The 25,881-nt window shown below is 46.3% G+C and carries 22 protein-coding genes; 14 read left to right on the top strand and 8 right to left on the bottom strand.

Features of this window, described 5'->3' with window-relative positions:
- Positions 1 to 25: 25 nt before the first annotated feature.
- Together ubiD and fre are read left to right on the top strand one after the other, a co-directional pair.
- Entirely contained in the window at positions 26 to 1,492 is a 1,467-nt protein-coding gene (gene ubiD / locus ACRRS1_RS21620) for a 4-hydroxy-3-polyprenylbenzoate decarboxylase (protein ID WP_432455449.1), read from the top strand.
- Positions 1,493 to 1,732: 240 nt separating this feature from the next.
- Positions 1,733 to 2,428 carry an NAD(P)H-flavin reductase gene (gene fre, locus ACRRS1_RS21615; RefSeq protein WP_432455450.1) on the top strand — a complete coding sequence of 232 codons (696 nt, stop codon included), beginning with the start codon at positions 1,733 to 1,735 and terminating at the stop codon, positions 2,426 to 2,428.
- A gap of 54 nt (positions 2,429 to 2,482) precedes the next feature.
- Here fre and ACRRS1_RS21610 read toward each other — a convergent pair whose 3' ends face one another.
- The 4 genes from ACRRS1_RS21610 to hemC are packed head-to-tail and all read right to left on the bottom strand — an operon-like array spanning position 2,483 to position 6,460.
- A complete protein-coding gene (locus tag ACRRS1_RS21610) occupies positions 2,483 to 3,652 on the bottom strand; it encodes a heme biosynthesis HemY N-terminal domain-containing protein (protein ID WP_432455451.1) in 1,170 nt (389 codons plus the stop codon).
- The gene (locus ACRRS1_RS21605) at positions 3,652 to 4,815 is read right to left on the bottom strand and encodes a uroporphyrinogen-III C-methyltransferase (RefSeq protein WP_432455452.1); all 1,164 of its coding nucleotides are present in this window, start codon (positions 4,813 to 4,815) and stop codon (positions 3,652 to 3,654) included. Before ACRRS1_RS21605 ends, ACRRS1_RS21610 begins: the two co-directional genes overlap by 1 nt.
- Positions 4,802 to 5,572, bottom strand: coding sequence for a uroporphyrinogen-III synthase (locus ACRRS1_RS21600; protein WP_432468763.1), 771 nt, complete (start codon positions 5,570 to 5,572; stop codon positions 4,802 to 4,804). The genes ACRRS1_RS21605 and ACRRS1_RS21600 overlap by 14 nt, the downstream gene beginning before the upstream one ends.
- Before the next feature lie 6 nt (positions 5,573 to 5,578).
- The gene (gene hemC, locus ACRRS1_RS21595) at positions 5,579 to 6,460 is read right to left on the bottom strand and encodes a hydroxymethylbilane synthase (RefSeq protein WP_439036020.1); all 882 of its coding nucleotides are present in this window, start codon (positions 6,458 to 6,460) and stop codon (positions 5,579 to 5,581) included.
- A 298-nt stretch (positions 6,461 to 6,758) separates the two neighbouring features.
- Between hemC and ACRRS1_RS21590 the strand changes: the two genes are divergently transcribed.
- Complete coding sequence (locus ACRRS1_RS21590; protein WP_432460448.1) at positions 6,759 to 9,233, top strand: class I adenylate cyclase; 2,475 nt, start codon at positions 6,759 to 6,761, stop codon at positions 9,231 to 9,233.
- 49 nt (positions 9,234 to 9,282) lie between these two features.
- On the opposite strand, the gene cyaY is transcribed toward ACRRS1_RS21590, so the two are convergent.
- Positions 9,283 to 9,600 (bottom strand): iron donor protein CyaY, encoded by a 318-nt coding sequence (gene cyaY, locus ACRRS1_RS21585; protein WP_432456128.1) that lies wholly within the window; start codon positions 9,598 to 9,600, stop codon positions 9,283 to 9,285.
- 79 nt (positions 9,601 to 9,679) lie between these two features.
- Here cyaY and lptM point away from each other — a divergent pair, with 79 nt between their 5' ends.
- Genes lptM through uvrD form a run of 7 tightly spaced genes read left to right on the top strand, consistent with a single transcriptional unit; the run spans position 9,680 to position 16,466 of the window.
- On the top strand, positions 9,680 to 9,817 hold the full coding sequence (gene lptM / locus ACRRS1_RS21580; RefSeq protein WP_432455455.1) for an LPS translocon maturation chaperone LptM: 138 nt from the start codon (positions 9,680 to 9,682) through the stop codon (positions 9,815 to 9,817).
- Between the two features lie 27 nt (positions 9,818 to 9,844).
- Positions 9,845 to 11,098: a diaminopimelate decarboxylase gene (lysA, locus tag ACRRS1_RS21575; RefSeq protein ID WP_432460447.1), complete on the top strand. Its 1,254-nt coding sequence runs from the start codon at positions 9,845 to 9,847 to the stop codon at positions 11,096 to 11,098.
- Positions 11,099 to 11,102: 4 nt separating this feature from the next.
- Positions 11,103 to 11,933, top strand: coding sequence for a diaminopimelate epimerase (dapF, locus tag ACRRS1_RS21570; RefSeq protein ID WP_432455457.1), 831 nt, complete (start codon positions 11,103 to 11,105; stop codon positions 11,931 to 11,933).
- Positions 11,930 to 12,634 carry a DUF484 family protein gene (locus ACRRS1_RS21565; RefSeq protein ID WP_432455458.1) on the top strand — a complete coding sequence of 235 codons (705 nt, stop codon included), beginning with the start codon at positions 11,930 to 11,932 and terminating at the stop codon, positions 12,632 to 12,634. Before dapF ends, ACRRS1_RS21565 begins: the two co-directional genes overlap by 4 nt.
- 8 nt (positions 12,635 to 12,642) lie before the next feature.
- Entirely contained in the window at positions 12,643 to 13,536 is an 894-nt protein-coding gene (gene xerC, locus ACRRS1_RS21560; protein WP_432464025.1) for a tyrosine recombinase XerC, read from the top strand.
- A gap of 14 nt (positions 13,537 to 13,550) precedes the next feature.
- On the top strand, positions 13,551 to 14,258 hold the full coding sequence (locus ACRRS1_RS21555) for an HAD-IA family hydrolase (protein ID WP_432468765.1): 708 nt from the start codon (positions 13,551 to 13,553) through the stop codon (positions 14,256 to 14,258).
- A gap of 33 nt (positions 14,259 to 14,291) precedes the next feature.
- Positions 14,292 to 16,466: a DNA helicase II gene (gene uvrD / locus ACRRS1_RS21550; protein ID WP_432460444.1), complete on the top strand. Its 2,175-nt coding sequence runs from the start codon at positions 14,292 to 14,294 to the stop codon at positions 16,464 to 16,466.
- A gap of 19 nt (positions 16,467 to 16,485) precedes the next feature.
- Here uvrD and rarD read toward each other — a convergent pair whose 3' ends face one another.
- From rarD to ACRRS1_RS21535, 3 genes are all read right to left on the bottom strand, one after another.
- A complete protein-coding gene (rarD, locus tag ACRRS1_RS21545) occupies positions 16,486 to 17,352 on the bottom strand; it encodes an EamA family transporter RarD (protein ID WP_432460443.1) in 867 nt (288 codons plus the stop codon).
- Between the two features lie 122 nt (positions 17,353 to 17,474).
- On the bottom strand, positions 17,475 to 18,086 hold the full coding sequence (locus tag ACRRS1_RS21540; RefSeq protein ID WP_432455463.1) for an AbiTii domain-containing protein: 612 nt from the start codon (positions 18,084 to 18,086) through the stop codon (positions 17,475 to 17,477).
- A gap of 237 nt (positions 18,087 to 18,323) precedes the next feature.
- On the bottom strand, positions 18,324 to 18,788 hold the full coding sequence (locus tag ACRRS1_RS21535) for a thioesterase family protein (RefSeq protein WP_432455464.1): 465 nt from the start codon (positions 18,786 to 18,788) through the stop codon (positions 18,324 to 18,326).
- Positions 18,789 to 18,930: 142 nt separating this feature from the next.
- On the opposite strand from ACRRS1_RS21535, the gene recQ reads away from it, so the two are divergent.
- The 4 genes from recQ to polA all read left to right on the top strand — a co-directional run bounded on the left by recQ (position 18,931) and on the right by polA (position 25,611).
- Positions 18,931 to 20,718 carry a DNA helicase RecQ gene (recQ, locus tag ACRRS1_RS21530; RefSeq protein ID WP_432455465.1) on the top strand — a complete coding sequence of 596 codons (1,788 nt, stop codon included), beginning with the start codon at positions 18,931 to 18,933 and terminating at the stop codon, positions 20,716 to 20,718.
- A 30-nt stretch (positions 20,719 to 20,748) separates the two neighbouring features.
- Positions 20,749 to 22,170, top strand: a complete 1,422-nt coding sequence (locus tag ACRRS1_RS21525; RefSeq protein WP_432464023.1) for a protein adenylyltransferase SelO — start codon at positions 20,749 to 20,751, stop codon at positions 22,168 to 22,170.
- Complete coding sequence (locus ACRRS1_RS21520) at positions 22,158 to 22,466, top strand: DUF3630 family protein (protein WP_432460440.1); 309 nt, start codon at positions 22,158 to 22,160, stop codon at positions 22,464 to 22,466. The genes ACRRS1_RS21525 and ACRRS1_RS21520 overlap by 13 nt, the downstream gene beginning before the upstream one ends.
- Positions 22,467 to 22,851: 385 nt before the next feature.
- On the top strand, positions 22,852 to 25,611 hold the full coding sequence (gene polA / locus ACRRS1_RS21515; protein ID WP_432468766.1) for a DNA polymerase I: 2,760 nt from the start codon (positions 22,852 to 22,854) through the stop codon (positions 25,609 to 25,611).
- The last annotated feature ends 270 nt before the right edge of the window (positions 25,612 to 25,881 follow it).

The raw sequence follows: 25,881 nt of genomic DNA, 5'->3' as shown, positions 1-25,881 counted from the left end.
TGGCTTGCATCACTAGGTTAATTGAATGAAATATAAAGATTTACGAGATTTTATTGGTTTGCTCGAGCAGCGCGGCGAGCTGAAACGGATTACCGTTGAAGTGTCGACTGAATTCGAAATGACCGAAATTTGTGACCGTACCTTAAAAGCCGGCGGTCCAGCCTTGTTATTTGAAAATGTGAAGGGCCATAGTATGCCGGTATTAGGCAATCTATTTGGTACTCCGGAGCGGGTTGCTTTAGGCATGGGGCAAGAGTCGGTATCAGCCTTGCGTGAAGTGGGAACCTGGCTGTCTTATTTGAAAGAACCTGAGCCACCTAAAGGGCTGAAAGAACTTTGGGAAAAGTTGCCGATTTTTAAGCAAGTACTCAACATGCCCACCAAGAAGCTACGCAGCGCACCTTGTCAGGAAGTGGTCTGGAGTGGCGATGAGGTTGATTTAGATAAATTGCCGATCCAACATTGTTGGCCGGGTGATGTGGCACCTTTGGTTACCTGGGGTTTAACCATTACCCGCGGTCCCTATAAAAAACGACAAAATCTGGGTATCTATCGTCAGCAAAAGTTAGCCAAAAATAAGTTGATTATGCGTTGGCTTTCTCATCGCGGAGGCGCTATCGATTTTCGTGAGTTTCAAGAACTGAATCCGGGCAAGCCCTATCCGGTGGCGGTTGCTTTGGGAGCCGATCCGGCGACGATTTTAGGTGCTGTGACACCGGTACCGGATACGCTTTCAGAATATGCTTTTGCGGGTTTATTACGTGGTAGTCGAACCGAAACAGTGCAATGTATTAGTAATGACTTAGAGGTGCCCGCGAGTGCAGAGATTGTTTTAGAAGGCTACCTGATGCCGGGGGACAATGCACTGGAAGGGCCCTATGGTGACCATACTGGTTATTACAATGAAGTGGATGAGTTTCCGGTGTTCACCATCACCCACATCACCATGCGTCAGGAGCCGATCTATCATAGTACCTACACTGGACGCCCGCCAGATGAGCCCGCTGTACTTGGGCTCGCCTTGAACGAAGTGTTTGTGCCGATTTTACAAAAGCAATTTCCAGAGATTGTTGATTTCTACCTTCCGCCAGAAGGTTGCTCCTACCGTATGGCAGTGATTACCATTAAGAAACAGTATCCGGGGCATGCCAAACGAGTGATGTTAGGGGTATGGTCTTATTTGCGTCAATTCATGTACACCAAGTTTGTAATTGTTTGTGATGATGATGTGAACGCACGCTGCTGGCAGGATGTGATTTGGGCGATCACCACGCGCATGGACCCGAGTCGCGATACCACTTTGATCGATCACACGCCTATTGATTATTTAGATTTTGCTTCGCCCATCTCCGGTTTAGGATCAAAAATGGGTCTCGATGCGACCAATAAATGGCCCGGTGAAACAACTCGAGAGTGGGGGGAAGTAATTGAAATGACGCCAGAAGTGAAACAGCGCGTGGATAGTATTTGGCAACAATTAGGCATAGACTAATTGTTAAATATACGGACACTACATTGATGGCGTAAAGGGTTATACTGAGTCATTGCAAATTAATTTCCTGCCTGCTTAAATTTTGCAGCCAACCCGTCATTGACTTGCTTAGCTTCGGTTGTCGTACTAAACGTTTCCGTTTAGTACCCAGGGAAGGGGATTTATATCTGTTAGGCTAACCGGTTGTATCGTTGGTGAAGTAGGCGATACATGAGATCGAGAAGATTAAAAGGGGAAAATATGAAGCGCATTAGCTGTAAGGTTGCATCGGTGGCACCGATTTTAGATGACATTTTTAATGTCGAATTACATCCAGAAGAATCGCAAAGTTTTATCGCTGGTCAGTACTTACAAATTGTGATGGCGGAAGATGATAAGCGACCCTTTTCATTAGCCAGTTCGCCAGAGCAGAGTGAAGTGTATGAGCTACACATCGGTGCGCCTGAAGGAAACCCTTACGCCCGACAAGTCATCGATAAGCTCAAAAGCAGTGGTGAAATAGAAATTGAAATGCCCTTTGGGCATGCTGGTTTCGATGATAATTGCCAACGTCCGGTCTTGATCATGGTTGGCGGAACGGGCTTCTCCTATGCGAAGTCTATTATTGAGCATCTGATCGACAGTGAGCAAGAGCGGCAAATTTACTTATATTGGGGTGGCCGCAATTTAGGGGGGCTGTACTTACATGAGTTGGCTTATCAGTGGGCAGAATTAGATCAGGTGACCTTTGTGCCGGTATTAGAGCATGCTGTGCCACAATGGACCGGAAAAAAAGGCCTGGTGCACCAAGCTGTTTTAGAAGACTTTTCGGATATGAGCAATTTAGAAGTGTATATTGCTGGCCGTTTTGAAATGGCCGATGTAGCCCGGAGCGCCTTTGTTGAACAAGGCTTACCCTTGGCACAATTGCATGGCGATGCCTACGAATTTATTTAGTGGTTTGTTGGGCATAAGCGGCGAGCACATGCTCGCCTTTTTAGGTTGACGAAACTACATCGTCAAGGCTTGACGATAGTAATCCATCGCTTGTTGCGGCTCTTCCAGTTGTCGATAGGTTTCGGCGAGGCCTTGGTAAGATTCGCGACTGGCGACAATATTAATACTTTGCTCAAAGTAATCTTTCGCTTCAGGCCATTGTTGTTGCTGCAGATGTAATTGTGCGATCAAGTTTAATAAGGCTGCGTTATTTGGCGATTTACGTAATAAGCCTTTCAGTTGCTGTAATAGCGGATAAGGGTCGCTGAGCTGTAATTTTGCTGCGACTGCGAGTAGCTCGGGATCGTGATGTTTGTTGAGTAAGTCACCGAGTAATTGGTAAGCCGCAGCGCTATCGCCGGATAAGACTAAAGCTTGGCAGGCAGCAGCAGCAATCGTCATCGATTTTTTTTGTTTACGTGGCATTGCATTCCAATATGCGGCCACTTTATCGGCGCCTTGGGTATTGGCGAGCTCTAGAAATAGAGCCTGATAACTACGTGATAATTCAACTTGGTAATGCGAGTCTTCAAGCAACTGGGCCTTATATGCGATAGGAAGCAATTCAACATAAGCTTGCCACTGACCTAATTCGGGTAAAATCTGCAATAGCATGCGTCTTACTGGAGCCTGTTTACGACTTTCGGCAGGGAGCTGTTCAATGCTATTCAGCGCCGCGCTAAAGTTCTGTTGTTTAATTTGTAAACGGGCTTGGGTGATCAGGACCGCGCTATCATTGTTGGTCATGCGGGTGGCTTGCTCCAAGTACTGATCGCGTTTCTTATCTTGTCCTTGTTCTTGTGCCGCTTCTGCGGCTGTTAGATAATTCAACGCTGGAGCGCTGCTATAAGTGGCCGCTTTACTGACCAATTTTTCGGCGTGCTGATAGTCGCCGCGCATCATTGCTAACATGCCTTGCTGAGTATGACTAATCGCTTTTTGTTTGCGTCGATCGCCCCACCAGTTAGTACTGCGAGAAAAGCTTAGCCATAGCCAGCGAAGTAGCCAAATTGTGAATAATAAAATACAGAAACAGATAAAGCTGACAAATAGTGCACTGGTCACCGACATCTCAACGGTGTAACTATCAAAAGCGATTAGTACATAGCCTTTGTTGCCCGCAAGTTGTGGCCCCAGAGCTAAACCTAACGCTAAGCAGGCCAATAAAATCAGAACTTTAAACATTATTCAGCTCCTTCTGCTAGAGAAGGCTGTAGCCGTTGTTGGCGATCTTTAATGGCTTGTTCAGCGGCATCTAAACTGGATAATTTTTCCGGTAACTGATCCACAATCTCCAGCCCTTGTAAGCGCTTCAAATCAACCAACATGGCCTGGGCTTGTTGGTTTTGCATGAAGTAGTTGCCGACCCATTGTGCAGTGCGTTGTAACTTGGCCTTAAACAACTCTCCTTGTCCTCGGAATAAGGCCTGTTCGGCCTGCTGTAATTGTAACTTAAGATTTTCTTTCAGGTACCATGCGTGTTTGGGTTCGATGAGCGCTTCGACTTGACCATCGCGACGACGCACAGTGATGAAATTTTCGCTGAATTTACGCCAACTTTTAGCTAGATTGTCACGCCAGTCAGTACTATCACTGCTGAGCTGATTATTTTGTTCTTGCAGCGCAGCGGGTAACTCGATTTCAGCCAACTGTAAGGTCTCGGTTTGTTGCAGTAGACTTTCTAAGGTAAAAGCAATGCCCTCTTTATCGACCAATGGAATTGCTTTGAGCGTTTGCACATCATTGTTTATCGCGCGGCGCAGAGCTAACAGGTGAGGATCGTTGGCATGGTTGACACTACTATCAGCTTCGATAAGAAGTGCGATGGCGGTGCTGGGATCATGTTCCAGCCATAGTTTATAGGCCGCCAGTTGTAATAGATAATTCGCTTCGTTGAGTCGCCAATGATTGGCATCTTTAATGTTGAGCAAGGCCAGTTGATGTTCAATGGTTTTACGATGTTGTTCAGTGAGTTCCAACTGGGTTTTTAGGCTCACCAGAGACTGTTGCTGGCTGCCATATTGTTGCTTCAATGTTTCAAATTGACTGCTGTTGGTTGCGACGGCACTGACTAAACTTTGCTCTTTGGCTGAGAGGCTAGTTTTTAAGAGTTGTATTTGGCTATCTGCGTGTTGTAACTGTTGTTGAGTTTGCCAATAAACACCCGCGCTTAGGCCGATGCTGATCAGGATCGCCGCGATGGCCAATAGCTTGGTTGATTTATTGTTCGGCGTTGCTTGGCTGGTTGTTTTAGGCATTTTTTCCGCCGCCGTTTGCTTGGCGTGTTTCACTGTATCGCTAGGGGATGGAACCTGATTTTGGTTCTCTGATTGTTTATCTTTGGTCATTTTCATTCCTTGCAGATGGCAGTATTTGCTTTAAAGCTTCGATACATGCTTTATCCGATGCGCCGTCGCACAGTACAATGTGCATAAAACCCAAACTTTGAGCGTATTTAAGCAAGCGTTGACTTGGGACTAATAAATGGCACTCTCGCAGCCACTCAAGTTGCTCTGCTTTACTCATAAGGGTAGTCAGATGTTTCAATATTTCACCACTAGTAGCAACAATAGTGTTGATCTGCAAGCGCCATTGTTCAAGTTGTTGCTGTGGATAAGTGATTAATTTTCGTTGATAACAACTCAAATAAGTGACTTTAACACCTCGGGTTTGGAGCTGTTGCGCGAGCCAATCTCGTCCTTGCTGGCCGCGCAAAATGGTCGCTTGATCTAATCCGGGAAATTGCTGTTCGATGAGTTGTAGCATGCCTTCACTGTCTTGGCGACTTGGCACTGATGCCTTCACCCCATATTGTTGCCAGCATTCCGCAGTGGCTTTGCCCACGGCTAAGTATTGTAATGATCTTGGCCAGCTTAATTGTTGTTGTTCTAACCATTGTTGACAGGCTTCTACCGCATATTGGCTGACAGCCACGATCAGCCCGTTCGGCGTTGTAGAGCTCAGTACTTGTTTTAGCCGCGCTAGCTCGGGGCTGCTAATAATTTCAACCATCGGTGCAGCGATGGCTGAAAAGCCATGTTCGCCGAGGGTTTCAACACAGCGTTGATTATGTGGCTGCGGCCGGGTAATGAGTAATGGCACCATCGTTCCTTATGGTTGATAGACGGCCCTTAAAATAGCAGCGGCACCAGCATCGAGTAATTGCTCGGCAAGGGCTAGACCGAGTTGCTCAGCTTCGCTAGCTTTGCCTCGAAGTTCTTTTTCTATGATCTCAGAACCGTCAATAGCACCAACTAAACCACGGATATATAATTGTCCATCTGCCAACTCCGCGTAGCAACCAATAGGGACTTGGCAACCGCCTTCTAGGCGTCGATTCATCGCTCGCTCTGCTTCGACACGGAGGGCCGTTTCGGGATGATTGAGGGGAGCCAACAAGTCTAGCAATTCACGATCATTACTGCGACATTCGATGCCTACAGCCCCTTGCCCTCCAGCTGGGAGTATTTGCTCTGGTTCAATATACGCCTGGATCCGTTCTACCATTTTGAGTCGTAATAGTCCCGCGCTAGCAAGAATGATAGCGTCAAACTCACCCGCATCTAATTTCGCTAAACGAGTATTCACGTTACCACGTAAGTCTTTAATGATGAGGTCTGGACGTTGCGCCTTCAGTTGACATTGGCGGCGTAGACTGGAGGTACCGACGATCGCGCCTTTAGGTAAAGCATCGATATTGGTAAAGTGGTTGCTAACAAAGGCATCTCGAGGATCTTCTCGTTGACAAATACAGTGCAGACCTAAGCCTTCAGGAAATTCCATGGGGACATCTTTCATCGAATGTACCGCAATGTCCGCAAGGCCTTCTAGCATAGCCACTTCCAATTCTTTAATAAACAGCCCTTTGCCACCGATTTTAGCCAGAGGGGTGTCAAGGATCTTGTCGCCTCGGGTGCTCATGGGTACAAGTTCTACTTGCAGCGTAGGGTGATGGCGTTCCAACTCAGCTTTTACAAAGTGGGCTTGCCACATCGCGAGAGGACTCTTGCGAGTCGCGATTCTGACTATTTTCACAAACACTTACCTCATTATTTTAGCTGACGATAGTATCACCACTTAAGCATCTGCCCAAGTCGCCTTTAGCATCAATATCTACCAATAACCGCAGGGTTCAGCATAAAATTAGCAATGCGTAATATATGTCATGATAAACGCACACAAATTGTGCGTTTATGTTTACCGCTATTATACTAACTGTTAAGATGATCACACTTTATTGTGCCTATATTTCATCTAATAATTATTCATTAATCGATAGGTAAATTTTACTTTGCAAGACACCATTGCCTCTCTCTTAGAGAAGGTTACCCGATCTAATCAGCATCGTAAGCAGCTGGCACTCCAGACTATGCCTGCTGCCGCGCAGCAGATATTTGAACTGTTGCCGTTAATGCTGCATTACTCGGATCCTTGCATACCGGGCTATATTGAAGGTGAAGTGCCGAGTGGTATCTGTCAATTTGAGTCGAGCGCTCGCCATTTTATTTATCTCCAGCAACATTTCCTTTGTCGACCGGCAGAACCCCAACAACATGAAATTTTGGGTATTTACTCCATGGGTAGCACCGCTACGGTGGGCCAAACAGAATCCAGTGATTTAGATATTTGGGTGTGCCATGCACATCAGTTGGCGAGTGAGCGAGTTCGTTTATTGGCGGAGAAGTGCAGTCAAATATCGGCTTGGGCTGCGCATCAAGGGGTTGAGCTTAACTTTTTCATGGTGAAGGACAATCAGTTTAAAACTGGTTCGATTAGTGAGTTATCCAAGGATAATTGTGGTAGCGCCCAGCACTTGTTATTACTCGACGAATTTTATCGCACGGCTCTGCCCTTGGCGGGGAAGCAATTAGTCTGGTTTGCTGTGCCATGTGATATCGAGCAAAGTTACGACAGTTTCGTACAACAGCAATTTGAGAGCGGTGTATTTAACCATCAACAATGGTTGGATTTGGGTGGCTTAGATACCATTCCTGCCGAAGAGTATTTTGGTTCAGGCTTGTGGCAGTTATACAAGGGGATCGACTCTCCTTATAAAGCCGTATTAAAAACCTTATTGATGGAAGCTTATTCCGCAGACTATCCAAGACCAAGCTTGTTGGCTGTTGAAGCGAAATGCTTGATGCAACACTGCAAAGCATTTGTTCTAGAACATGACGCTTATTACTTGATGCTGAATAAGGTGACTAATTATTTAGAGTCGATTGAAGATGAGGCCCGTCTTGATTTAGTACGGCGCTGTTTCTATCTAAAAAACAGTGAATGTAATCCTTTACCGAGCGCTCTCATGGATGTGAGCTCGTTGACTTGGCAGCAGCGTTTTATGGCCCAGCTGGTCAAACAATGGGCTTGGTCTCAGCAAAAAATTGAACATCTTAATTTACGTCGTGCCTGGAAGGTGCAAGATGTAAGACAGGCGCACAGCGAGTTGCTGGATGCTTTAATGCTGAGTTATCGTAACTTGATTCGTTTTGCGCGACGTAATGACATTAGTGAGTCGATTAACCCCGAAGATATCGGCATTCTGTCACGTAAGCTGTATGCTGCCTTTGAAAGTTTACCGGGCAAAGTTACTCTCATTAATCCGCAAATTTCTCCCGACCTCTCTGAAGCTAACCTTAGTTTTATCCACGTGCCCAAGGGGCATAGTTGTGCGGAAGGTTGGTATTTGTATAAACAGCCGCTGCAGGGACTCGCTATTGTCGGTCAGGCGTCGCTAGAGCATGCCAGTTATATTTCTAAACTGGTGGCATGGAGCTATTTTAACCAACTGAAAACTGATCAAACGGAATTGAGTTTACATCAGCTTGAAGGCGATTTAACGCTGGATACATTAACCAGTTTTGCTTATGACTTACGCCGAGCTTTTCCGGTGAATGTTGAAGCTGCTAGTAATTTAGCACTGACTCGTCCCTGTGAAATCCGTCACTTAGGGGTGTTTATTAATCTGGAGAAAGACCCCACTGCGAATTGGGGCGGCAAGGTAATTGAGTTTGATGCGACCGCCACCGATGTGTTCAGTTTTGGCCGAGACTCAGATTGTTTGGTGGGCTCGGTTGATTTGGTTTATCGCAATACTTGGAACGAAATCCGAACCCTACACTTTGTTGGTGATAGTGCCGTGGTCGATGCCTTGACTACCGTGTTAGGTAAAATGCATCGTGATGCAAATATCCCCGAGCACATCGACGTATTTTGTTACAGCGCCAACCTACGAGAGCAAATTGGTAGTAATTTTAAACAGCTATTAGTGGAAAGTATTAAGAGCCGTTTGCAACCGCAGGATAAACGGATTGTTAAAACGATTGTGTTAGGAAACGAAAAGTACGGTTTATTTATTGAAGATCGCGGAGTCTCGGTTAAAAAATTGGAAAACGGGGTCGAGTTTTATCGTCAGCTGTCGAATAACAAGCTCCAACGTCTTCCGCTGCAGTTAAATGCCGGTAATACTAAGAAAGTACCGAACGTCGTAGAAGCCCACGCCAGTGAAGGTTTAGTGCAATACTTTTTCGAAAATCTGGATGTTGGTTTTAATATCTATATTGTTGATGAGCATAACCAAATAGAAATGTACCAAGACTTTGAAGGCAGCAAGGAAGAGTTGATCCAAGGGATTAATCGTTTCTATACTTCTTCGCGTGAGCAATACGGGACTCGCCATGAGGTTGTCAATTTTAACTTGCCACAGTTCTACGACATCGTCATGGTCAATGAACAATGGCAAGTTGCATCTTATCGGAGCAATTAACTCTCCGGCTTGGATGGCTAGCCGCGTTTTTGACAGCGGCCGCTAAGCCTTAAAAGCTGAGTTGCTCACCACTTTGTTTGGCAATCGACTCAACTAAAAACGACCAAAACTCCACACCACTCCGATTACAAATCCACTGTTGCTCTGTTTCGCGCCATTCAAAATGGTAACCGCCAAACTTGGTGGCTAACCATAGTTGATGTAGAGGTTCTTGTTTGTTAATCACCATTTTACTGCGATTTTCAAACTCTAGGTTGAGTACTCCACCGTTAATATCACACTCAATATCGAAGTTATCGCTATCCATGGTCTGCTCGATGCGCTCAAAGGCCTCATCGACTCGTTGGTGATACTGGCTATCATTCATCACTATCGTCTGTCCTATTGCTTTTCTTGCTTCGAATGCGGATTATAGAGGGCATTCAAAAAAGAATCATGGCTTTATCATGAATAAACTGGCAATTGCTGTAATTTTGCTGAGCATCGGGCTTAGCGGTTGCGGTCAAAAAGGACCGTTAACGCATCCGCAAACGGTAGACGAGACGACGCCGAATACCGTCGAGCAAGCAACACCAGCAGACTAAACACTGCAACACAATAAGGACAGATCATTGGATTTTTTTAGTTATCAAAACGAGCAATTAACAGCTGAACAATGCTCGGTAGCTGATTTAGCAGAACATTATGGGACGCCACTTTATGTTTATTCGCGGGCGACGATTGAACGTCATTGGCAAGCCTTTGATAAGGCTGCTGGTGAACGGCCTCATTTGATTTGCTATGCAGTAAAGGCTAATTCTAATTTAGCAGTGTTGAACTTGATGGCTCGGATGGGGTCTGGCTTTGATATCGTTTCCGGTGGCGAGTTAGCTCGGGTTATCGAAGCCGGTGGTGACCCAAGTAAGGTAGTCTTTTCTGGCGTAGGAAAAACCGAGCAAGAAATTACGGACGCGCTGGAACATGGTATTTACTGTTTTAATGTTGAATCTGAGCCTGAGTTAGCTCGGATCAGCAAGGTTGCTCAGCGCTTGGGTAAAGTGGCACCCATTTCTTTACGGATTAATCCCGATATCGATGCTGGGACTCACCCTTATATTTCTACCGGTTTAAAAGAAAATAAATTTGGGATTGCCATTGAGCAAGCACCTCAGGCCTATGCTTATGCGGCAAGCTTGCCTGCGTTAAATGTGGTGGGTGTGGATTGCCATATTGGTTCTCAGTTAACTGAAATCTCACCTTTTGTAGAAGCTATCGATAAGTTGTTGGCATTGATCGACAGCTTGGCTGAGCAAGGTATTGTGATTGAGCACCTCGATGTTGGTGGCGGTTTAGGTGTCAATTATGATGATGAAACGCCCCCAGAGCCAGCCGCTTACGCCAGTGCTTTGGTTGAACGTCTTGGCGAACGTCAGCTAAAATTACTATTTGAACCGGGTCGTGCGATTATGGCCAATGCTGGTATTTTGGTGTCGAAGGTTGAATTCTTGAAAATGGCGGCTAGTAAAAATTTTGCGATTATTGATGCCGCAATGAACGACTTAATTCGTCCATCTTTATATAGTGCTTGGCAGCGGATAGTGCCAGTGCTGCAACGTCCGGGCCTAAGCAGCGTTTGTTATGATGTGGTTGGACCCGTTTGTGAAACCGGTGATTTTCTTGGCAAAGAAAGAGAGTTAGCCATTGAAGCGGGTGACTATATTGCGGTGCGCTCTGCAGGAGCTTATGGCTTTACCATGAGTTCAAATTATAATTCGCGTTGTCGGGCAGCAGAGGTGATGGTTGATGGTGAGCAATCCCATTTGATACGTGAGCGTGAGGCTCTGGTATCTCTTTGGGCTGGTGAATCACTGTTGCCTGAAGGATAAGCGAATGTTAGTCAACTTCACTAAAATGCAAGGTTTGGGGAATGATTTTGTGGTGATCGACAATGTCACTCAAAACGTTTTTTTTAATCAAGATGTTATTAGTCGCTTGGCCGACCGTAACTTTGGGATTGGTTTTGACCAGTTCTTAGTGGTTGAGCCTCCCTATGATCCTGACTTGGATTTTCATTATCGCATTTTTAATGCCGATGGCAGTGAAGTTGAACAATGTGGCAATGGGGCGCGTTGTTTTGCTCGTTTTGTGGTGAGCAAAGGCCTGACGAATAAACGTAGTATTGGGGTGAGCACGAAGTCGGGTAAGATCATTCTTCATGTGGAAGCTGATGGGCAGGTGACGGTCAATATGGGTGAGCCGATATTGGAACCTAGTCAAGTGCCATTTAAAGCCAAGAAGGCCGAGAAAACCTATATTTTACGTGATCAACAGCAAACCGTATTTGCTGGCGTGGTGTCTATGGGTAATCCGCATTGCGTGATTGAAGTGGATGACATTGAACAAGCGCCCTTAGACACGCTGGGTCGGCGCATGGAGAGTCATGAGCGCTTCCCGCAGAAAGTGAATGTCGGTTTTAGTCAAATTATCGATGAGAACAACATTAAACTGCGAGTCTTTGAACGTGGCGTTGGCGAAACGCTAGCCTGCGGTACAGGTGCCTGTGCGGCGATGGTTGTGGGACGTTTACAGGGGAAATTAGCCGACACGGTGAATGTCGATCTTCCTGGGGGGCGTTTACGTATTCATTGGCAGGGAGAGGGTAAACCAGTCAAGATGACCGGGCCCGCAGTGATGGTGTTTGATGGTCAGGTGCATATATGAGTGAGTTCGATCTTTCACAACCGCTATTGATTGACGAAAGTTTAGTGGTGGAATTCCTGCTCGACAATCCCGATTTTTTCGTCCGTCATCCCAGCTTAGTCAAACAATTACGCTTACCGCATAAAGAAAAAGGGGCGGTGTCTCTGGTCGAATTACAGGTACAACGCTTACGCGATAAAGTCTTGGATTTAGAGCAGGAAATCACCGATTTAATGGCGGTGGCGAGTCTCAACGAACGGATTTTTCATGTTTATGTCGATCTGTTGCCCGACTTGATGGCTTGCGATTCCTTTGCTGAGTTACAGCATCGCTTAAGTCGTGCTTTAGTTGATGATCTTGGGGTGGAAAGTGTTTCACTACGTTTAAGTCAACAGCGTTTCTCTTTGGATGAATTACCCGCTGAATATGGCATTGAACAGGAACAGATTGAACGAGTCCGGGTTACTAGACTGACTCAACATCCCCATTATTTTGGTCGTTTGACCCAGGGAGAGTTGCAGTTATTGTTTGATGAGAGCGAGGATATAGCCTCGGTGGCGCTGATGCCATTGGGTCACAATGCTGAGTTGGGGTTCTTTATTGCTGCCAGTCGTGATGCTGATCACTATATCGCGGGTATGGATAGTTTGTTACTCACTCAATTATGCCAGGTGATTGCCAGTTTGTTGCAGCGCTTAGTTCCGTTGCAGCAAGTGGAGTAAGTATCGATATGCAGGATGATATCAGCGCTTTTCTTCGCCATCTTGAGGTGGAGCGCCGCTATAGCCCTGCGACGATTAGTAGTTATCAGCGTAGTCTACTGCAGCAGCTTAAATTGATACAAAATTTGGGTTGTCCCTCGTGGCAAACGGTGGATGGTAAAATTATTCGTGCTGTTTTACTGAAATTGAAGTCCTCTGGTCTTTCCGCACGTTCTATGGCCAATAAACTATCGGCCTTGCGTAGCTTCTTTCACTACCTCTTACAGCAACATAAAGTCGATTTGAATCCGGTGGTTGGTATCTCTGCGCCGAAACAGGGGAAGCCCTTACCGAAAAACCTCGATGTGGATTCGCTCACTCAACTATTATCGATGAAAGGCGACGATTTGGTCAGTTGTCGCGATTTGGCGATGATGGAACTGCTCTATGCGAGCGGGATCCGTTTGGCCGAATTAGTTAATTTAAACATTGGCGACGTTGATTTTAAGCAACGCCAGCTATTAGTGACGGGCAAGGGCAATAAACAGCGCTTAGTGCCTTTTGGTGGCAAGGCCGAGCAGGCACTGAAACAGTGGTTACGTCAACGGCGCTTGTTGGTCATGGATGAAGAAGAGCCGGCTTTGTTTGTGAGTGTTCGTCAACAACGGATTGGGCATCGTACAGTACAAAAGCGTTTGCAGCATTGGGCGCAACAAATGCAGTTAAGCAGTACCCTCCATCCGCATAAGTTACGCCATTCCTTCGCGACGCATTTATTAGAAAGCAGCGGTGATTTAAGAGTGGTTCAAGAGTTGCTGGGCCATGCCAATTTGTCCACCACCCAAGTGTATACTCATTTGGACTTTGCTCATTTAGCGAGTAGTTATGATGCCGCTCACCCTCGCGCCAAACGCAAATCTTAAGTGAGAGAGAGGCGATGATTTTTTACCGTAGTTGGTCCCCTGTTCAGGCCTTGTCTTTCGATCTGGACGATACACTTTATCTCAATGGGCCGCATATCCAACGCGCTGAACAATGGTTGATGGCTTATCTTAAAGCGCAGGTTCATGCCACGGCTCATTTAACGACGGGCCAATGGCAGCAATACAGGCGCCGGGTGCTAAAAGACGCGCCTCACTTAATGGAAGATGTCAGCGCTTGCCGTAAAGCTTGGTTATGCTTGGCTTTTCAGGAGCACGGACTCAGTTTGAGGGAGGCCGAGTTGTTAAGTGAACAAATTTTTCAGCAGTTTTTAGCGGTGCGCAGTGATTTTGTGGTACCGCATGACAATCTTGTTTTATTGCAGCGTTTGGCTAAACGTTACCGCTTAGTGGCTATCACCAATGGAAATGTTGATATCGAGCGGATTGGTTTAGCGGCGGTATTTGAAGTGACCCTGAAAGCGGGCTCAGGCCTTCGAGCCAAACCTGCATTGGATATGTATCAGCGCGCGAGTCAGCTTTTACAACTCAAGCCGAGCCAAATTGCCCATGTGGGTGATCATGCTGTCACCGATGTTGTTGGCGCAGTACAGGCTGGTTATCGTTCGATTTGGCTCAATCAAGCGGGTCAAGCATCAAGCCGATTGAGTACTTTACCGGATATCGAGATAAGCCAACTGGCACAACTGCAACACCTGTTATAATATACAGGTGTTTTTCCCCCTAAAGAGAGCACCATGGATATTTCTGAGCTGTTAGACGGCCTCAATGATAAGCAGCGCGAAGCCGTCGCTGCTGCCCCAAGTAATATGCTAATTCTGGCAGGCGCTGGCAGCGGTAAGACTCGTGTATTGGTGCATCGCATTGCCTGGCTGATGCAGGTCGAGAATGTATCTCCTTTGTCTATTCTATCGGTAACTTTTACCAATAAGGCGGCAGCTGAAATGCGTTCGCGGGTGGAGAGTCTGGTGGGCAGTCGCTTCCAAGGTATGTGGTTGGGAACCTTTCATTCCTTGGCACACCGCTTGTTACGTGCTCATTATCGTGATGCAAATTTGCCTGACGATTTTCAAATCATCGATTCTGATGATCAATACCGTTTATTGCGGCGCTTGATTAAAGCGATGAACTTAGATGAAAAACAATGGCCAGCCAAGCAAATTCAATGGTATATCAACGGACGTAAAGATGAGGGGCAGCGCCCCGAGCATGTGGATTACAGTCATAATCCCATTGAGCGTCAATATCTTGAAATCTATAAGGCCTATCAGCAGGCCTGTGATCGCTCGGGTTTAGTCGATTTTGCCGAGCTCTTGTTGCGTGCTCATGAGTTATGGTTGAAACAACCGCATATCTTACAGCACTATCAGCAGCGCTTCCGGCATATCTTGGTGGACGAATTCCAAGATACCAACACCATACAATACGCTTGGTTACGGCTGTTAGTCACCGATGCCAATCACATCACTATTGTGGGGGATGATGATCAATCGATTTATGGTTGGCGCGGAGCGAAGATTGAAAATATTCAGCGTTTCGAAATGGAAGTGCCGCAAGTTAATACCATACGTTTGGAACAAAACTATCGTAGTAGCGCCAATATTCTGAAAGCTTCGAATCAACTGATTGAAAACAATCAGGGACGGATGGGCAAGAGTCTGTGGACCGAAGATAAAGAAGGCGAACTGATCTCCATCTATACCGCCTTCAACGATATTGATGAAGCTCGTTTTGTGGTGGCTCGGATCCAGCAGCGCGTCGAAGAACATGGCGTCAGTTTATCTGACTGTGCGATTTTATATCGTAATAATGCCCAGTCTCGGGTACTTGAAGATGCCTTAATGCAGGAGCGCTTAGCTTACCGGATTTATGGTGGTTTACGCTTCTTCGAACGTCAGGAAATTAAGGATGCGCTGGCTTATTTACGTTTACTCAGTAACCCTCATGATGACGCCTCCTTTGAGCGGGTCGTAAATACGCCGACCCGTGGCATTGGCCAGCGTACCATCGAGTTATTGCGTCAGGCTGCTCGGGAACAGCAGTTGAGTTTATGGCAAGCGGTGGATTATTGTTTGCAACAAAACGCGCTGTCGGGCAGAGCGGCGAATGCAGTGAAACAATTTGTTCAATTGTTGGAGCAACTCAAGCTGCAAACCCAAGAAATGTTGTTGAGCGAGCAAACCAACTATGTGATCAAAGGCTCCGGTTTGTTGGCGATGTATCAAGCGGAGAAAGGCGAAAAGGCCCAAGCACGGGTCGAAAACTTAGACGAACTGGTGACCGCGACTCAGCAATTTACTCAGATGGAAGCTGACCAAGATCTTTCTCCATTGGTGGCATTTTTGTCGCATGCAGCACTAGAGGCTGGTGATAATCAGGCCGAGGCCGACGAAGCGGCGGTGCAGCTAATGACACTGCATAGCGCTAAGGGCTTAGAGTTTCCCATGGTGTTTTTAGTGGGAATGGAAGAAGGCATGTTTCCTAGCCAGCAATCGGCTGAAGAGTCGGGGCGTCTCGAAGAAGAACGACGGCTTTGTTATGTTGGGATGACTCGGGCCATGGTCAAACTCTATCTTTGTCATGCCGAAAGTCGTCGGCTATGGGGGAAAGAGGTGTTCCATCCACCGTCGCGATTCTTGCGTGAGCTGCCGGGTGATTGTGTTGATGAGGTGCGTTTAAATACCGCCGTGAGTCGACCCGTGCCGCAAGGGCGTTTTTCTCATCAGTTACAGCAAGCGGCGTTTGATGACAGTGGCTTTAACCTTGGTCAGCGAGTTTCCCACCCTAAATTTGGTGCTGGCATCGTGCTAAATTACGAAGGTTCTGGGCAACAGAGCCGGGTTCAGGTGCAGTTTGAAGAAGCCGGGGCGAAGTGGTTAGTATTAGCCTATGCAAGGTTGGAGGCCATTTAGTCGCTGCTTTAAAAACAAGCTAAGTGGCCGTTTTGGGTTTACGGCGTTGGCGCAATGCGTCCCAAGTGAAAATTGCTAAACCTAGCCAAATAAAGCTAAAAGTTAATAGTTTCATCGGTTCTAATGGTTCCTCATAAATACTGGTCGCTAGGATAAACATCAATGAGGGACCGATATACTGAAAGAAGCCGATGGTGGATAAGCGCAGCCGAGTCGCGGCTGCCACAAAGCACAGTAGTGGTAGGGTGGTGACCACACCTGCGCTGAGTAACAGCACATTTAGTGTGCTGCTGTTGTTGGTAAAATGGCTCGTGCTGGAGTCAGCAAGAATAAATAAGTAAGTCAGTGCCAACGGCACTAACCACAAAGTTTCGACAAACAGACCCGGCAGTGCTGCTAGGTTAATTTGTTTACGTAATAAGCCATAAATACTAAAGCTTATGGCAAGGCTCAATGCTATCCACGGTAGTGAGCCGTAACTCAGCAGCTGGATCAACACCCCAATGAGTGCCAATACGATCGCCACCCACTGAGCGCTGCGAAAACGCTCGCCCAAAAATAGCATGCCCAGCAGCACATTAAATAGCGGGTTAATGTAATAGCCCAAGCTTGCATCTAACATCCGATTATTATTGATCGACCAAATGAAAATTAGCCAGTTTCCGCCAATTAACAGCGAAGTGAGTGCTAAGACCGAAAGTTGTTTAGGATGTTTGAGTACAGCTCTTACTGCCCGCCACTGCTTACTAAAAGTGAGCAATAAGGCGACAAATAGGCAAGACCAAATAATCCGATGAGCTAAGATTTCGTAGGCGGGTACTTCGGTAAGGCTCTTAAAATAGACGGGTGCAATGCCCCACATGATGTAAGCGCCAAGCGCAAACATAACACCATGTTTAGTGGATTGAATTGGCATAAAATTAGGTAAACAAGAGAAAAGGCAAGTTAGTGTAGCAGGGGCTTAGGTTGGTCACCATATTTTCAATGGTAGCTTTTGCATTCAGTCATTTAATCGCCTTGTATTGTCGAAGGTGCGTGGCAGTCGGTATACAATTTTTGCCATGTATCTCGTAAGTTATTCTCTTGTTCACATAATTGTTTAATCTCATTTAACAGTGGTTTTTGTTCAGGACAGTCGCTCAATTGGATTAGGTGCAACAAATGGCCGAGGACACCATTGATCAGCCGCTCCTGTAAGGGCTTGTGATAGCTTTGCCAAGCTCTTACACAACGGTAACCAGGGATAATGCCTTCCGCATAATTCGCGAGTATCAGAGTTGGCCAAGCTCGCTGGGTTTCTTCTTGATTGTTTAAACACTGGCTGAGTGCTGGTTGAATGTGTAAATAGCGTAATCGACAGCGATCCCGTTCATTCAGACAGTCGTCATGGATCTGTTCAAAGTGTTGTAAGCTTTGTTGCGCTTTTTCGAATATGCCAAATTGTTTGCATTCTACGATGCGGTAATCAGGGAAATGAGCGAAATCACCATAGCCATTTAGCTCATGCTCGCTCCATTGTGCTAAGTCATCAATATTGAGCGTGCGGGCCTGCTGCAGTGCTGTTTGTAAAACAGCTTCCAGTAAAGTGATCAACTTTGGAGAACAACTTACCGCACTCATCGCTATTCTAGCCCACCTTATGAAGTCTATCCTTAGTTACAGTATAGCTCCAACTGAGAAAATTCAGCGAAGTGAACTGAATAATTATCAATATTTTGTAATGGCGGTGAATTTTTATCGATTAATCTTGGTGGAAATAAAAGCCGTGTAATCACAGTGACACTATCGCGTAGGGTGAACAGAACAACTACCGCTCACCGAAATCGGAATATCAGTTTCTTAGAGTGTTTTCTTTATTTAACCAACCATATAGGTGCCAGTACCAAAGGCGATATGGGTGCCGAGTTGATTATGTAATTCCATACGGGTGACAGTGACTTTATTCCCTGAGCGGATCACTTCTGCCGAGGCGTAAAATAGTTCGCCGACACCAGGACGTAGGTAATCGATGCGCAGATCGATGGTGCCGGTTTTACTTAGTTGCTCCGAGAGTTGTTGACTGCTTAAGTCGGCGAGACGTTCCAGTGCTGCAGCCGCAGCCGTCATTCCTCCGGCAACATCTAAAATAGTCGCGGTGACCCCGCCATGTAAAATGCCATGAATGGGATTACCGACCAATTTGGGGGACATGGGTAATTTAAGTTTCACGCCAGTGGCGCTGTATTCGAGTAATTCAATTCCAAGCAGTTGATTAAATGGCATCCGATTGATGAAAGTGTCGGCTATCGCTTGTCGCCATTTATGTTGTCGAGAGCTGCTCATGATCCGTCCTAGAGAATTTAAACGCACGTTTGAATACTGTAAAGCTTTAAAAGAATAAAGGCAAACCAAGACAAGACCCTTAGGCTTGATTACAATGACCGACTGATTGTTTCTCGACTGAATTTAGGGATCCTTACCTTTCATGCAACGCGCTCAAAAAATTCTACAAGATGTGTTTGGTTTTGCCGAATTTAGAGCCGGACAAGCGGCGGTGATCGAGCGTTTGCTGAATCATCGAGATTGCTTAGCTATTATGCCCACCGGTGGTGGTAAGTCATTGTGTTATCAAATACCTGCCTTAGTGAAACCGGGTTTAACCGTGGTGATTTCCCCTTTGATTTCCTTGATGAAGGATCAGGTTGATAGCTTGTTGCACAATGGGGTAAATGCGGCTTATCTAAACTCCAGTTTAGCCCGAGAGCAACAATATGAGATTTATCGCCGCTTACAACAGGGTGAGTTGAAGCTACTATATATTTCACCCGAGCGTTTGATTAATGGTGACTTCATCGAACGCCTGCAGCAATGGTCTTTAGCCATGTTTGCCATCGATGAAGCCCATTGCATTTCCCAATGGGGGCATGATTTTAGGCCGGAATACAGTGCGCTGGGTTGCTTAAAGGAAAGTTTTCCAAATGTGCCGGTCGTGGCTTTAACCGCGACCGCCGACGATACGACTCGTTTAGATATTTTGCAGCGTTTGAATTTGACTGAGGCTTTCACGCATATTTCCAGCTTCGACCGACCGAATATTCGTTATACCTTGCAGGAAAAGTATCGCCCCTGGCAGCAGTTGAGTGATTATGTGAAACGTCGCCGAGAAGACAGCGGCATTGTCTACTGTAGTAGCCGAAAACGGGTGGAAGAGTTGGCTCTCAAACTCGGCGCTGAGGGTTTGCGTTGTGCGGCTTATCATGCCGGTTTGCCAATCGAGCAGCGTCAGCTGGTGCAAGAGCAATTCCAACGTGACGAATTAGAAGTCGTGGTGGCCACGGTTGCCTTTGGTATGGGGATTGATAAGCCCAATGTACGTTATGTATTTCATTACGACATCCCACGTAATATTGAAGCTTATTATCAGGAAACTGGTCGTGCGGGGCGTGATGGTACCGAAGCTGAAGCGGTGTTTTTATACGATCCGGCTGATGCCAATTGGGTGCGGCGGATGATTGAAGAAAACGACAATGAACAGCAACGCCGAGTAGAGAGTCACAAGTTTAACGCTATTGTGGCTTTTGCCGAGGCGCAAACTTGTCGTCGCCAGGTATTACTCAATTATTTTGGTGAGTACTTAGCCAAGCCTTGTGGTAACTGCGATATTTGTCTCGATCCGCCGAAACAATATGATGGCTTAGAAGATGCGCAGAAGGCGCTTTCCTGTGTGTATCGTTTGGGTCAGCGCTTTGGGATTGGTTATGTTATCGAAGTGTTACGTGGTAGCATGAGCCAACGTGTTTTAGAGCAGGGTCATGATAAGCTTTCGACTCATGGGATTGGTAAACAGTCTGGGCATGAACATTGGATGAGTGTTTTGCGCCAATTGATCCATCTCGGTTTGTTACAGCAAAATATTGCTCGTAGTTCGGTACTGCAATTGACCGAAGCCGCTCGACCCTTTTTAAAGGGGGAGCAAGGCTTATCTTTGGCGGTTCCGCGCCTAAATACCACCAAACAAAGTAAAAAAAATGCGGCCTATGGGGTTTATGATAAACGTTTGTTCGCTTTGTTACGTAATTTAAGAAAGCGTTTAGCCGATCAAGAATCGGTACCGCCGTTTGTGGTGTTTAATGATGCGACTTTGATCGAAATGGCCCAGCGTCTGCCGCAGACACAGCATGAGATGTTAAGCATCAGTGGTGTAGGCTTAAAAAAATTGGAGCGCTATGGCCATCAATTCTTAGCGCTGATTGGCCAATACCAGCCGGGGTAAGTCCGTGCAAAGTCATAGAGAAGGAGCTATATGGAGTTTGTAAATCGCTTTGCCCAAGCGCTTCCCGAGCTATGCCATCAGCAACAGCCAACAGCTTTGAGTGAGCCAGAGATGGTGATCGTTAGTCAACAGAGTTGCCAGTTGTTAGCTTTGGATGCGAACTTTATGGCTAGTGAACAGGGTTTGGGATTAACGGCAGGACAATTACTGGTTGACGGGATGGACCCGGTTTCTACGGTGTATGCGGGCCATCAGTTCGGGGGGTATTCTCCACAATTGGGTGATGGTCGCGCTTTATTATTGGGTGAACTGAAAACGCCACAGGGAGAGCACTGGGAGCTGCAACTGAAGGGCTCGGGTTTAACCCCTTTCTCACGACAAGGTGATGGCAAAGCGGTATTGCGTTCCAGTATCCGCGAGTTTTTGGCCAGTGAAGCCATGGCGGCCTTGGGGATCGCCACCACCCGAGCGCTAAGCCTCGGAGTTGGTGGAGGCGAAGTGCGCCGAGAGCGTTTGGAAAAAGAAGCTATGTTGCTGCGCTTCGCGCCTAGTCATATTCGCTTTGGTCATTTCGAATACCTTTATTATCAGCAGCAATCCGGCCTACTCAAACGGCTGATCGACTTTTGTTTAGAGCATTATTTTAGTGATTGTTTAAAGCAGTCTAATCCAGTGTTGGCGATGTTGCAGCAGGTGGTTGATAGCACTGCTCTAATGATCGCTAAATGGCAGGCTGAAGGTTTTTGTCATGGCGTGATGAATACCGATAACATGTCGATCTTGGGTTTAACCATCGATTATGGTCCTTACGGTTTTCTGGATGATTTTAATCCGCGGCATATTTGTAATCACAGTGATCATCATGGCCGTTATGCCTTCGATCAGCAGCCTGCGGTAGGCTTGTGGAACTTGCAGCGTTTAGCTCAAGCCTTGTCGGATTATGTTCCCAGTCACCAAAGTGAGGCTCTGTGGTTACGTTATCAGCGAGTGATTAATCAACATTATCAGATGTTTATGCTCAATAAGTTGGGTTTGTCACAGTGGCAAGATCAAGACGAATCTTTGCTTTCCGGTGTGCTCAGTTTAATGGCGCAGCAAGGTTTGGATTATCATTCCAGTTTACGCAGTTTAGCCCAACCGATGGCTGAGTTGCCAGCTTTACTGGGCGAACCTTGGCAAGCTTGGTTAGCGACTTATCGGGCGCGCTGCGCCGAGGCGGAGCGAGACGAAACACAGCGCTGTGAGGCTATCCAACAACATGTGCCTTTATATGTATTGCGTAATTATCTCGCGCAACAAGCGATCACAGCTGCCGAAGCTGGAGATTATTCGGAGTTGCAAACGCTGCATCAAATCTTAAGCCAACCCTTTAATCCTCAGAAAAACGCCGAGCGTTTTGCAGCCCCGCCACCACATTGGGGGAAGTGTCTGGAAATCTCATGCAGCAGTTGATCAAGGCATACCAGATACTGAGTGAACATGGTGCGATTAATCTGCAACATCAGCTAACTGAGCAGAACTTCATGGCTTTTGCTCGTCAATTTATTGAACAGCAGGGATGGGCTGAGTCGTTTAACGAACAGGGTGCCGATTGGCAAGTACTAGGGTTTTATCTTGAACAGCAATTGTGGTGGTGGCGCTATGATCTTTTGAGTGACAGTTGTTGGTTTGAATGCGCCAATTTATCGCAATTTTCCGCAAGTTGCGCACCATTATTGGTCGCCTTAGAGCATGCCAACTTAACTTAAAAAAATAATATTTTTAGCTGGTCAAATTGTGATCTAATCCAAGGTTTGCCCGAGAGTAATCTTCTATATTTACCCACCTGCCTAGCTTAGCTTGTTTAATTATTGCTCAGTTAGTTTGCAAAAACAGCGTCATGGAATGATGTTTTCCACATTAGGAAAAGTATTCACCGCTCCAGATCTTCCTGTTTGTTTTTACATAACCTGTTGTTAATAGTGGTTTATTTTTATAACCTTTATCTTGCTTCTATTTTTGCGAGAGAATTATTGCTGTTTGTCAACAGACTTATCCACAATTTATTCTCTGGCTAAGGGCTTAGCTCTGGTGCATTTTAGGTGGCTGTGGCATCATCGTGCGCAATTAAAAATTGAACTATGGATCAAGCTTATGGCGACCCTCCCTGAGCAGCCTCTGGTATTAGTAGATGGCTCTTCTTATTTGTACCGTGCATATTATTCACCCCCTCATCTGACGAACTCTAAAGGTGAAGCAACCGGCGCGGTCTATGGTGTGATTAATATGCTGCGTAGCTTGCTGAGGCAGTTTCAGCCTGAACACATCGTGGTGGTTTTTGACGCTAAGGGTAAGACTTTTCGCGATGAGATCTATAGCGACTATAAAGCAAATCGCCCATCAATGCCTGACGATTTACGTAGCCAAATTGAGCCTTTACATGCGGTGATTAAAGCTATGGGTTTGCCTCTTTTGGCGATTTCTGGGGTGGAAGCAGACGATGTCATTGGAACCTTAGCCAAACAGGCCTCCGCTGAAAACAAAGCCGTATTGATTAGTACCGGTGATAAAGATATGGCTCAGCTGGTCGATCAAAATATCACTCTGATTAATACCATGACCGATACTGTGATGGATCGAGAGGGAGTGATTGAAAAATTTGGGGTCGCGCCAGAGCTCATTATCGACTATTTGGCGCTGATGGGCGATAAAGTCGATAACATTCCCGGTTTACCTGGGGTTGGCGAGAAAACCGCGCTGGCCATGTTACAAGGCATTGGCGGTGTCGAAGCTTTGCTAGCTGACCCAGACGCGGTGGCCCCCTTAGGTTTTAGGGGCTCTAAAAGCATGCCCAAAAAACTGCGCGAGCATGCTGAAGAGGCGCGTTTATCTTATTTATTGGCAACCATTAAGTGCGATGTTGAGGTTGGCTTCAGCATGGATGATATGAGTCGCAGCCCGGAAGATAAAGATGCGCTGATTGCTCTATTTGGCCAGCTAGAATTTAAACGTTGGCTTAGTGAAGTTTTAGATAAAGACAGTGCTGGCTCTGGGGTGGCTCAAGCGAGTGATGTGGCAAACCAAGCGGTGGTAAAGCCTCTTATTGGGGATTATCAAACCATTCTCAGTGAACAGCAGTTTAGTGATTGGCTGAGCAAGCTGGAACAGGCCGAGCTGATTTCGCTTGATACCGAGACTACCTCACTCAATTATATGCAGGCAGAACTGGTTGGTTTATCGTTTGCGGTGGAAGCAGGCTGTGCTGCATATTTACCTTTGGCCCACGACTACTTAGATGCACCGGCGCAATTGGATCGTGGCTGGGTATTGGCCCAGTTAAAACCTTTATTGGAAGATCCCAATAAATCTAAAGTTGGGCAAAATTTAAAATATGATGCCAGTGTTTTGGCCCGCTACGACATCAATTTACAGGGGATCCGGTTCGACACGATGTTGGAATCCTATGTGCTCAACAGCACCATTACTCGCCACGATATGGACTCCTTATCGTTGCAATACTTGCAGCATAAAACCATTAAGTTTGAAGATATTGCTGGTAAAGGTGCCAAACAACTAACCTTTAACCAGATTGAATTAGATGTGGCTGCTCCCTATGCCGCAGAAGATGCCGATATTACCTTGCGTCTGCATCAGGCTTTATGGCCCCAGTTAGAGCAGTTACCAAAGTTGAAGCAGTTGTTTGAGGAAGTGGAAGTTCCCCTGGTGTCGATTCTTTCACAAACCGAGCGGCAAGGGGTGCGGATTGATAGCGCGCTTTTGGCCAAGCACAGTTTATCACTGGCTGCGCGCATTGATAGTCTCGAAAAGCAGGCTCATGACTTGGCTGGGGAAGCGTTTAATCTAGGGTCTCCGAAGCAATTACAAACCATCTTATTCGACAAGATGCAGTTACCGGTGGTGAAGAAAACCCCCAAAGGTGCGCCCTCAACCGCCGAAGAGGTATTGCAGGAACTGGCGCTGGACTATGCACTACCCAAGGTTATTTTGGAATATCGTAGCTTGTCCAAATTGAAGTCCACTTACACCGACAAACTACCAAAAATGGTGGAACCAAGTACCGGTCGTGTGCACACTTCTTATCATCAAGCTGTAACGGCCACTGGACGTTTCTCATCCACCGACCCTAATTTACAGAATATTCCGATCCGTCATGAAGAGGGGCGTAAAGTTCGTCAGGCCTTTATCCCTGCCGAGGGTTATAAGCTGGTGGCTATCGATTATTCGCAAATTGAGCTGCGAATTATGGCCCATCTTTCTCAAGATAAAGGTTTACTCAAGGCCTTTGCTGCCGGCGAAGATATTCACCGGGCGACTGCGGCCGAAGTTTTCGGTAAGGCTTTGGAATCGGTCAGCGCCGATGAACGACGCAGTGCTAAAGCAATTAATTTTGGGTTGATTTATGGCATGAGTGCTTTTGGCCTCGCCAAGCAGCTCGGGATTGCTCGCGGTGATGCGCAAGCCTATATGGACCGCTATTTCGAGCGTTATCCTGGAGTATTGGTCTATATGGATACCACCCGTGATTTCTGCCAAGCGCATGGTTATGTCGAAACCCTATTTGGTCGACGTTTATACCTGCCTGAAATTAACTCGCGTAACGGTATGCGTAAGAAGGCTGCTGAGCGAGCCGCTGTGAATGCACCGATGCAAGGCACCGCCGCTGACATTATTAAAAAGGCAATGATAGCGGTCGCCCAGTGGTTAACAACTCAAGCGAGCGAACATTGCAAAATGTTGATGCAGGTTCATGATGAATTGGTATTCGAGGTTCTAGAAAGTGAATTGGAGCGGGTCGTTCCGAAGTTAACCCAGTTAATGGAGCAGGCGGTGACCCTCGACTTACCTTTGATTGCCGAAGCGGGGGTGGGGGATAATTGGGATGAAGCACACTAAATTATAGAAATATTTGATTAAGGAGGCCTAGGCCTCCTTTTTTTTGAAATTTGGCGGCATTGATTTTTTGTAATTCAGAAAACGTTTTCAGGTAATTAAATCACTTCTATTTGTGTAAATATGAAATTTCATTACAAAAAGTGCTTTATTTTTCGGCGGCATTGCTCTAGAGTAAGAGTCGTAGGGTACAGAGGTAAGATGTTCTATCTTTCAGACCTTTATTTCACGTAGTTGAAAAAGGCTATTTTGCCGCCTCGACAGTTTATGTCG

The sequence above is a fragment of the Agarivorans sp. Z349TD_8 genome, from assembly GCF_050870825.2.
GTDB lineage: Bacteria > Pseudomonadota > Gammaproteobacteria > Enterobacterales > Celerinatantimonadaceae > Agarivorans.
The sequence above is the reverse complement of the archived record's forward strand: the minus strand, read 5'-3'. Positions and strand labels throughout refer to the sequence as shown.

Bases quoted from the DNA above. Each gene is read 5' to 3' on its own strand.
- ubiD (WP_432455449.1), top strand. From the start codon at position 26: ATGAAATATAAAGATTTACGAGATTTTATTGGTTTGCTCGAGCAGCGC.
- ACRRS1_RS21555 (WP_432468765.1), top strand. From the start codon at position 13,551: ATGATTTTTTACCGTAGTTGGTCCCCTGTTCAGGCCTTGTCTTTCGAT.
- polA (WP_432468766.1), top strand. From the start codon at position 22,852: ATGGCGACCCTCCCTGAGCAGCCTCTGGTATTAGTAGATGGCTCTTCT.
- fre (WP_432455450.1), top strand. From the start codon at position 1,733: ATGAAGCGCATTAGCTGTAAGGTTGCATCGGTGGCACCGATTTTAGAT.
- dapF (WP_432455457.1), top strand. From the start codon at position 11,103: ATGTTAGTCAACTTCACTAAAATGCAAGGTTTGGGGAATGATTTTGTG.
- ACRRS1_RS21535 (WP_432455464.1), bottom strand. From the start codon at position 18,788: ATGAGCAGCTCTCGACAACATAAATGGCGACAAGCGATAGCCGACACT.
- cyaY (WP_432456128.1), bottom strand. From the start codon at position 9,600: ATGAATGATAGCCAGTATCACCAACGAGTCGATGAGGCCTTTGAGCGC.
- ACRRS1_RS21610 (WP_432455451.1), bottom strand. From the start codon at position 3,652: ATGTTTAAAGTTCTGATTTTATTGGCCTGCTTAGCGTTAGGTTTAGCT.
- ACRRS1_RS21605 (WP_432455452.1), bottom strand. From the start codon at position 4,815: ATGACCAAAGATAAACAATCAGAGAACCAAAATCAGGTTCCATCCCCT.
- lptM (WP_432455455.1), top strand. From the start codon at position 9,680: ATGAATAAACTGGCAATTGCTGTAATTTTGCTGAGCATCGGGCTTAGC.
- hemC (WP_439036020.1), bottom strand. From the start codon at position 6,460: ATGTGGCAAGCCCACTTTGTAAAAGCTGAGTTGGAACGCCATCACCCT.
- recQ (WP_432455465.1), top strand. From the start codon at position 18,931: ATGCAACGCGCTCAAAAAATTCTACAAGATGTGTTTGGTTTTGCCGAA.
- ACRRS1_RS21520 (WP_432460440.1), top strand. From the start codon at position 22,158: ATGCAGCAGTTGATCAAGGCATACCAGATACTGAGTGAACATGGTGCG.
- rarD (WP_432460443.1), bottom strand. From the start codon at position 17,352: ATGTTTGCGCTTGGCGCTTACATCATGTGGGGCATTGCACCCGTCTAT.
- ACRRS1_RS21540 (WP_432455463.1), bottom strand. From the start codon at position 18,086: ATGAGTGCGGTAAGTTGTTCTCCAAAGTTGATCACTTTACTGGAAGCT.
- ACRRS1_RS21565 (WP_432455458.1), top strand. From the start codon at position 11,930: ATGAGTGAGTTCGATCTTTCACAACCGCTATTGATTGACGAAAGTTTA.
- ACRRS1_RS21600 (WP_432468763.1), bottom strand. From the start codon at position 5,572: ATGGTGCCATTACTCATTACCCGGCCGCAGCCACATAATCAACGCTGT.
- ACRRS1_RS21525 (WP_432464023.1), top strand. From the start codon at position 20,749: ATGGAGTTTGTAAATCGCTTTGCCCAAGCGCTTCCCGAGCTATGCCAT.
- xerC (WP_432464025.1), top strand. From the start codon at position 12,643: ATGCAGGATGATATCAGCGCTTTTCTTCGCCATCTTGAGGTGGAGCGC.
- uvrD (WP_432460444.1), top strand. From the start codon at position 14,292: ATGGATATTTCTGAGCTGTTAGACGGCCTCAATGATAAGCAGCGCGAA.